At 71.4% G+C, this 6,933-nt stretch carries 5 protein-coding genes; 2 read left to right on the forward strand and 3 right to left on the reverse strand.

Translation table 11 applies throughout. The features are described from left to right. Nucleotides 1–156: 156 nt before the first annotated feature. From D7X55_RS03075 to D7X55_RS03085, 3 genes are read right to left on the reverse strand one after another with little or no spacing between them, the layout of a single operon-like run. Nucleotides 157–1,917 (reverse strand): sodium:solute symporter, encoded by a 1,761-nt coding sequence (locus D7X55_RS03075; protein ID WP_233609516.1) that lies wholly within the window; start codon nucleotides 1,915–1,917, stop codon nucleotides 157–159. Then, nucleotides 1,914–2,096 (reverse strand): hypothetical protein, encoded by a 183-nt coding sequence (locus D7X55_RS03080; protein ID WP_121722175.1) that lies wholly within the window; start codon nucleotides 2,094–2,096, stop codon nucleotides 1,914–1,916. The genes D7X55_RS03075 and D7X55_RS03080 overlap by 4 nt, the downstream gene beginning before the upstream one ends. Then, nucleotides 2,093–4,543 (reverse strand): PIG-L family deacetylase, encoded by a 2,451-nt coding sequence (locus D7X55_RS03085; protein WP_233609517.1) that lies wholly within the window; start codon nucleotides 4,541–4,543, stop codon nucleotides 2,093–2,095. The genes D7X55_RS03080 and D7X55_RS03085 overlap by 4 nt, the downstream gene beginning before the upstream one ends. A 165-nt stretch (nucleotides 4,544–4,708) precedes the next feature. Here D7X55_RS03085 and bshC point away from each other — a divergent pair, with 165 nt between their 5' ends. Together bshC and bshB1 are read left to right on the forward strand one after the other, a co-directional pair. After that, a complete protein-coding gene (bshC, locus tag D7X55_RS03090) occupies nucleotides 4,709–6,334 on the forward strand; it encodes a bacillithiol biosynthesis cysteine-adding enzyme BshC (RefSeq protein ID WP_121722177.1) in 1,626 nt (541 codons plus the stop codon). Then, nucleotides 6,331–6,933: bacillithiol biosynthesis deacetylase BshB1 (gene bshB1 / locus D7X55_RS03095; protein ID WP_121722178.1), on the forward strand; the 603-nt coding region annotated here is incomplete at its 3' end. The genes bshC and bshB1, both read left to right, overlap by 4 nt.

Genomic DNA, 6,933 nt, shown 5'->3' on the forward strand with positions numbered 1-6,933 from the left:
CGCCGCCATCGACGCCTTGAAGGCCCAGGGGTTGCTCTGAGAAATGACCTGGTGGCGCGACGGGGCATCGCCGAGCACCGCGCCTATCTGCGACAGGTCGTCGAGCAATCCCCGCTCTCGCGCCATCGCGACATCGGCCCGGTTGGACCGGTCCACCTACAACGCGCTGTTCCGGCTGCTCAAGGCCGCCTGCGTCTTCCAGTCCGCTTCCGCTTCCGACCGAGGGAGACCAGGCGACGGCGGCAGGACGGCCTGCATCACCAGGCCCAGCACCACCACCAGCGCACAGCCGATGACGTTGAACCAGAGGTAGCCCACGTCGGAGAGGAAGAAGAGGGCAATCACCGTCGCCTGGGAGATGACCGCCGCCGCGAACACGGCATGGCCGCGCACGCGCTTCGCGAAGAAGGCCACCAGGAAGATGCCCAGCACCGTGCCGTAGAAGATGGAGCCCAGGATGTTGATGGCCTGGATGAGGTTGTCCAGCAGCGAGGCGAAGGTCGCGAAGGCCACCGCGACCAGCCCCCAGAACACGGTGAACAGCTTGGACGCCACCAGCACATGCCGGTCCGAGGCGCCGGGCTTGAACACCCGCCGGTAGAAGTCCACCGTCGTGGTGGTCCCCAGCGCCGTCAGCTCGCTGGCGATGGAGCTCATGGCCGCGGACAGGATGACGGCGATGAGCAGCCCGAACAGCCCGCTGGGCAACCAGCGCTTCACGAAGGCGATGAAGATGTAGTCCGAGTCCTTCGTCTCCGCGCCCGGAAGCGCGCGCGCCACCATGGCCTTGGCCTCCTTGCGGACCGCGCTCGCCTGCGCTTGCGCGCCCTGGAGCAGCGCCCGTGACGCCTCGCCGGCCGCCACGTCGCCCGACTCGACGGCCGCCAGGTAGCGCTCCACCTCCGCGCGCTTGCCGGACTGGACCTGCTCCCACTTCGCTTCCAGCTCGGCGTACTCGGCCGCCTGCGCCGAGCCCTGCACGCGGGTGCGCAGCGCGTCGTTGAAGAGCAGCGGCGGCGGGCTGAACTGGTAGAAGACGAAGACGAGGATCCCGACGAAGAGGATGAAGAACTGCATGGGGATCTTCAGCACGCCGTTGAAGAGCAGCCCCAGCCGGCTCTCGGAGATGGAGCGGCCCGTCAGGTAGCGGCCCACCTGGGACTGGTCCGTGCCGAAGTACGACAGGGACAGGAACAGGCCTCCCGTGATGCCGGACCAGAAGTTGTAGCGGTCCTGCATGTCGAAGTCGAAGCTCACCACGTTCATCCGGCCGAACGCGCCAGCGACGTCCACCGCCTTGCTGAACGACACGTGCTCCGGCAGGCGCCAGAGGATGACCGCGGCGGCCACCACCATGCCGCCCATCATCACCACCATCTGCTGCTTCTGCGTCTGGCTCACCGCCCTGGAGCCGCCCGTCACCGTGTAGAGGATGACGAGCGCGCCCATGACGATGACCGTGGGCTCCAGCGGCCATCCGAGGATGGTGGAGAGGATGATGGCCGGCGCGTAGATGGTGATGCCCGCGGCCAGGCCGCGCTGGATGAGGAAGAGGAAGGCGCCCAGCAGCCGCGTCTTCAGGTCGAACCGCGACTCCAGGTATTCGTACGCGGTGATGACGTTCAGCCGGTAGTAGATGGGCACGAAGACCGCGCTGATGATGACCATCGCGATCGGCAGTCCGAAGTAGAACTGCACGAAGCGCATCCCGTCTTCGTACGCCTGCCCCGGGACGGAGAGGAAGGTGACGGCGCTGGCCTGCGTGGCCATGACGGCCAGGCCAATGGTGGGCCAGCGCAGCTCACGGCCTCCACGCATGTACTCGTCGCTGGTGGCCTGCCCCCGGGACTTCCAGAGGCCCCACACAACGATGAACGCAATCGTCCCGCCCAGGACCAGCCAGTCGAGCCCCGTCACGCGTACGCCTCGGTGAGTGCCCAGAACACGGCGACGAACAGCACGAAGGTGCCCAGCACCAGGATGTAGATGTTGCGCCAGGAGCCCAGGAGCGGCGGCGCGTCATCGAGCTCGGGCCGGCGCGCGGGGGCCGCTTCGGCGGCGGGCTCGACAGGGGTCAGGTTGGGGGCGGTGCTCATGGCGAAAGGATGTTGGCCAACAGGCGGTAGGCGCCGGGGACCCCGGCGGGGAGCTGACGGAAGAAGGCGAGGCCCGTGTAGATGAAGGTGCCCTTGCCATGACGCGCGACCAGCAGCGCGCCCTGGAGCGGCGCCTCGCCGGCGTCGTGCATGGCGAACACGGGCTGATAGCGGGCGTCCCACGACGACGCGAAGTAGAGGCCGCGCTCCTGCACCCAGCCCTCGAAGTCCGCGGCCGTCAGCGCGTTGGGCGCGCGCAGCAGCGGCTCATTGGCGCGCAGCGGCGTCATCACCGCCGTCTCGTCCGTCACCCGGTCGCGGCCAATCTCCAGGGGATAGGGCCCGACGAAGGACGTGAGCGGCCCCACGCGGCTGTTGGTGTTGTACTGCACCACCAGCCGCCCGCCGCCCTCCACGTACTGGAGCAGCCGCTCCCGGTGGACGGCCAGGTGCGTGTTGGCGTTGAAGGCGCGCACGCCCACGAGGATGGCGTCGAAGCGCTCCAGCGGCTCCCGGGCCAGCCGCTCCTCGGGAAGCAGCGTCACCTCGTAGCCCACCGCGCTCAGGCTCTCCGCGACGCGGTCGCCCGGACCGGGGATGTAGCCAATGCGCTTGCCCTTCATGGCCAGGGAGAACGGCACCGCCCTGGCCGTGGCGGGCTGGCGTACCGTCAATGGCGGGATGTGGGGATGGGAGAGGGAGAGGGCACTCCACGACCAGGCGCGGTCCCCCACGTCGACGTCCACGGAGAGGGCTGCCTCCTTCGTGGAGCCCGGAGGCGGAGTCACCTGGAAGGTGACGGTGCGCTCGTCCCCGCGCGCCGCGAGCTTGAACCCGACCGACGCGGGCTCCACGCGCCAGCCGGGCGGCGCCACCATCCGCACCGTGCCCGGGACCCCGTCCATCCCCGCGGCCAGCACCACCGGCACGGCGCGGGACTCGCCGTTGGGGAACATGAGCACGTCCTGCGCCAGCGTGGCGGTGACGGGCGGGACGACCTCGAAGTCACGGTAGAGCTCGCCGCGCACCGGATCCGTCCAGGCGTGGACCACCGGACGCACCGCGCGGATGCGCCGGCCCGCGACCTCGTACTCGAACGTTACCGGCAGCGCGGGAAGGCCCTCCGGCTGGCCGGTGAGCGCGAGGTCCTCGCCCTTGAGCGTGTAGAGCCCTCCGGTGACAGGCTCCCGGAGCCAGTAGGGCGTGGAGATGGGCGCCGTCGCCGGCAGCGTCACCGTGCGAGACAGCTTCAGGGGCACGTTCGCGCCCAGCGCCTTCCCCACGGCCTCGGGCTTCTCGCCCGGCAGCGTCAGTCCCACCCACTTGATGGCGGCGGGTGAGCGGTTCAGCGCCACCACGTCCAACGCCACGGGCAGCCCCGGGATGCCCGTGGGCGCGGCGGCGCGCACCTCCAGGAACAGCCCCGCGCAGTTGGCGATGAGCGCCTCCACCTCCCGCAGCTTGGGCGCCTTCCACGGGTGGGTGTCCGGCAGCGCGCTCAGCGCCTCGTGGACGCGGACGAGCGCGGGCAGGGACTGGTGGGGGGCGCGCGCATCGAAGGACTTCGCCGCGGCGGCCACGGCTCGGGACACGGCCTCCGAACCCGGCCAACGCCTCCAGGAGAAGTCGAGCCCCTCGAACACGTCGCGCTTCGGGAGCGTCCCCGCCAGCGGCGTGAAGTACTCGGCGGCGGGGCCCCGGTCCGCGGCCTGGCCGAAGCCCTGGCTCTTGTGCTGGCTGCGGCTCTCCGCGGCCACCTCGCCCCACGAACGCCCGAGCAACGCGTCGTAGCCGCCCACCTCCAGCTTCACGTAGCGGGACAGGTCCTCATCGGGCTTGAACGACCACGAGGAGGCGTTCTGCAGCAGGCGGTCCGCCCTCCACGGCTTCACCTCGGACAGCTGCTCGGGGAAGCGCTTCGGGTCCGCGGCGGCGATGAAGGCCTCCGCCGCCAGCAGCGCGGAGGCCGTGTGGTGGCCGTGGTTCGGCGGCTGCGTGGTGAAGCGGGTCATGATGACGTCCGGCTGGAAGCGCCGGATGGCGAGCACCACGTCCGCCAGCACCGCGTCATGTCCCCAGATGCGCAGCGCCTCTTCCGCGCTCTTCGAATAACCAAAGTCCCGCGCCCGCGTGAAGAGCTGCTCCGCGCCGTCCACGCTCCGCGCGGCGAGCAGCTCATGCGTGCGGATGAGCCCGAGCAGCGGCCCCTGCTCGGTGCCGATGAGGTTCTGCCCGCCATCTCCGCGCGTCAGGGACAGGTACCCCGCGCGCAGGCCGCGTTCGCCCACCAGCCATGCGAGCAGGCGCGTGTTCTCGTCGTCCGGGTGGGCCGCGACATAGAGCACACTGCCCGTCACACCGAGCCGCTTCAGGCCCGCCGCGATTTCACCCGCGTGGAGCTGCCGGGCAGGCCGCGCCATCGCCGTCGACCCGAATCCAAGGCTCATGGCCAGCGTCATTCCAAGGAGCAGGTTCCGCATTCGCACGGACCCTATACCAACCGGCGCGGCCCGCGTTCATTCCGGAATGACGCCCGCCGCCATGGACGGACGCGACGTGCGAGCCCGCACTTCCGGTGGCGTGCGCGCATCGACCTGTTATCACGGCAGGCCGTGACGTCCTCGTTCTCGACCGCGTGGCTGCGCGGAGATGCGTCCGCGCTCTCCTTCCTCTCCGACGACTATCGGCACCGTGAAGCGCGCGCCCGCGCCGTGGCCGCCGCCGCGTCGCGCACGGTGGCGCCCGCGCTGCTGGACGTGCTCGGCGCGCAGAACGCGCGCCTCGCGCCGAGTCCCGCCCGGGAGCACAACCTCGCGCTGCTCGCGCGACCCGGCACGGTGGCGGTGGTGACGGGACAGCAGATGGGCCTCTTCCTGGGCCCGCTGTACACGCTCTACAAGGCCGCCTCCGCCATCGTCACGGCGCGCGCGCTCCAGGAAGAGACCGGCCGGCCCTGTGTCCCCGTCTTCTGGCTCCAGACGGAGGACCACGACCTTCCGGAGATCGACCACTGTGTCATCCCGCGTCCGGGCGGAGGCCCCTGTCGCGTGGCGCTCGAGCTTCCGGACGCGGCCACGTCTCGAGCGCCCATCGCCCACCGGCTCCTGGGCCCGAGCGTCCTCCCCGCCCTGGCCACCCTCCGCGCCCAGCTGGGAGCGGAGCCCCACGCGGAGGAGTTCCTCGGCCTGCTGGAGGGCGCCTACCGTCCCGAGGCCACGCTCGCGCAAGCCTTCACCGGCGTGCTGTCGTCCCTCTTCGCCGGCGAGGGTCTGATCTTCCTCGACCCGAGGGACGCACGGCTGGCGCCCCTGGCCGCGCCCGTGCATCGCTTCGCGCTCCAGGAAGCAGCGCCCCTCTCCGCGGCGCTCGCGGCCCGCGCGGAGGCGCTCACGCGCGCGGGCTACGCGGTGCAGGTCCATGTCCGCCCCGGCTCGCCGCTCAGCTTCTTCTCACCGGATGCGCTCGATGGCCCGCGCTACCGGATGGATCCGGCGGAAGCAGGCGCCTGGAGCCTGGTGGGCCACCCGGAAGGCGGCGCCATCACCCGCGACGCGCTGCACGCCGCCCTGGAGCGGGAACCGCTGCGCTTCACCACGTCCGCGCTGCTGCGCCCCCTCCTCCAGGACACCCTTCTCCCCACGGCGGCGTATGTCGGCGGCCCGGGCGAGCTGGCCTACTTCGCGCAACTGGCGCCGCTCTACGCCCACGCGGGCCGGCCGATGCCGCTCGCCATTCCCCGGGCCCGCTTCCGCGTGCTCGATGACCGCGCGCGCCGGTGGCTGGACAAGGTGGGGCTCCAGCCGGATGAAGTGAACGTGCCTCGCGACACGCTGCTCACGCGGCTGGCCACGCGCAATGCCCCGGAGCCGCTGGAGACGCCCGAGGCCCTGGAGGCCCGCCTCTTCAGCGCCTTCTCCTCCGAGCTGGAGCGCGTCGCCGGACAGGTGTCGGCGGTGGACGCGAGCCTCCAGGACGCGCTGCGCCGCACCCGGGGCACGGTGCGGGTCGCGGTGTCCCGCCTGACGGGCCGCTACCGCCGCGCGCTCGCCCGGCGCGATGCCACGGCGGCAGAACAGGTGGACCGCCTGCGCACGTTCCTCTTCCCGGAGGACGCGCCCCAGGAGCGTGTCCTGGGACTGCCCTACTTCGCCTGCCGCATCGGGATGCGTGCCTTCACGAAGCAGGTGCTGGACGCGTGTGTCCCCTTCTGCGGTGACTCCAAGGACCTGACGCCATGAGCGCGACCGGCACCGCCTACGGCATCGACGTCCTCGCCTTTGGCCCGCACCCGGATGACGTGGAGCTGTTCTGCGGCGGGCTGATGGCGAGCATGGCCGCGCGCGGCTACCGCACCGGCATCGTCGACCTGACGCGCGGAGAGAAGAGCTCGCGCGGCACGCCGCAGTCCCGCGCGGAGGAGACCGAAGCCGCCAGCCGCGCGCTGGGGCTGGCCCACCGGGAGAACCTGGAGCTGCCCGACGGCTGGCTCAATCCGTGGGCGGGCTTCGACACGCCCGAGCCCGAGCGCGCGCGCACCGCCGCCGTGGTCCGCGTGGTGGAGGCGCTGCGCCGCCTGCGTCCGGAGCTGGTCGTCGTGCCCTGGGAACAGGAGCGGCACCCGGACCACGAGGCGGCCAGCGCGCTGGTGACGCGCGCCCTCTTCTTCGCGGGCGTGCGCAAGTTCGACGCGCAGCCAGACGCGGAGCCCTTCACGCCCAGGCAGGTCCTCTACTACCCGATGCGGCACCTGGCCGAGCCGAGCGTCGTCATCGACGTCTCCGCCGTCTACGAGCGCAAGCTGGCCGCGGTGCACTGCTACGCCAGCCAGGTGACGCCC

The sequence above is a fragment of the Corallococcus sp. AB049A genome (assembly GCF_003668885.1).
Classification (GTDB): Bacteria; Myxococcota; Myxococcia; order Myxococcales; family Myxococcaceae; genus Corallococcus; species Corallococcus interemptor.

What these genes read in the sequence shown, in the direction of transcription:
- D7X55_RS03080 (WP_121722175.1), bottom strand. Translation starts at nt 2,096, where the DNA reads ATGAGCACCGCCCCCAACCTGACCCCTGTCGAGCCCGCCGCCGAAGCG.
- D7X55_RS03085 (WP_233609517.1), bottom strand. Translation starts at nt 4,543, where the DNA reads ATGAGCCTTGGATTCGGGTCGACGGCGATGGCGCGGCCTGCCCGGCAG.